The sequence below is a fragment of the Vibrio jasicida CAIM 1864 = LMG 25398 genome, from assembly GCF_000400365.1.
Taxonomy (GTDB): domain Bacteria; phylum Pseudomonadota; class Gammaproteobacteria; order Enterobacterales; family Vibrionaceae; genus Vibrio; species Vibrio jasicida.
This window is the reverse complement of the sequence record NZ_BAOG01000261.1, coordinates 1-445: the sequence shown is the minus strand read 5'-3', so window position 1 is coordinate 445 and position 445 is coordinate 1. Positions and strand designations below refer to the sequence as shown.

Here is a 445-nt window from a genome sequence, read left to right as displayed (position 1 = left end):
ATGTAAACACAAACGTATCAGCGATGACCGCTCAGCGTTACCTAAACAACGCAAACTCAGCACAACAAACTTCTATGGAGCGTTTGTCTTCAGGTTTCAAAATCAACAGCGCGAAAGACGACGCTGCGGGTCTTCAAATCTCGAACCGCTTGAACGTACAAAGCCGTGGCCTGGATGTGGCTGTTCGCAACGCGAACGACGGTATCTCTATTGCACAAACTGCTGAAGGTGCAATGAACGAGACAACCAACATCCTGCAACGTATGCGTGATCTATCTCTTCAATCTGCGAACGGCTCTAACTCAAAATCTGAGCGTGTTGCGATTCAAGAAGAAGTAACGGCACTGAACGATGAATTAAACCGTATCGCTGAAACGACATCTTTCGGTGGTAACCGCCTACTTAACGGTACTTACGGCACTCAGTCTTTCCAAATCGGTGCGGA

The 445-nt window shown here is 47.6% G+C and carries 1 protein-coding gene; it reads left to right on the top strand.

Annotated elements, in window-relative coordinates:
* On the top strand, positions 1-445 hold a 445-nt coding region (locus VJL_RS27395; protein ID WP_038882370.1), incomplete at both ends, for a flagellin N-terminal helical domain-containing protein.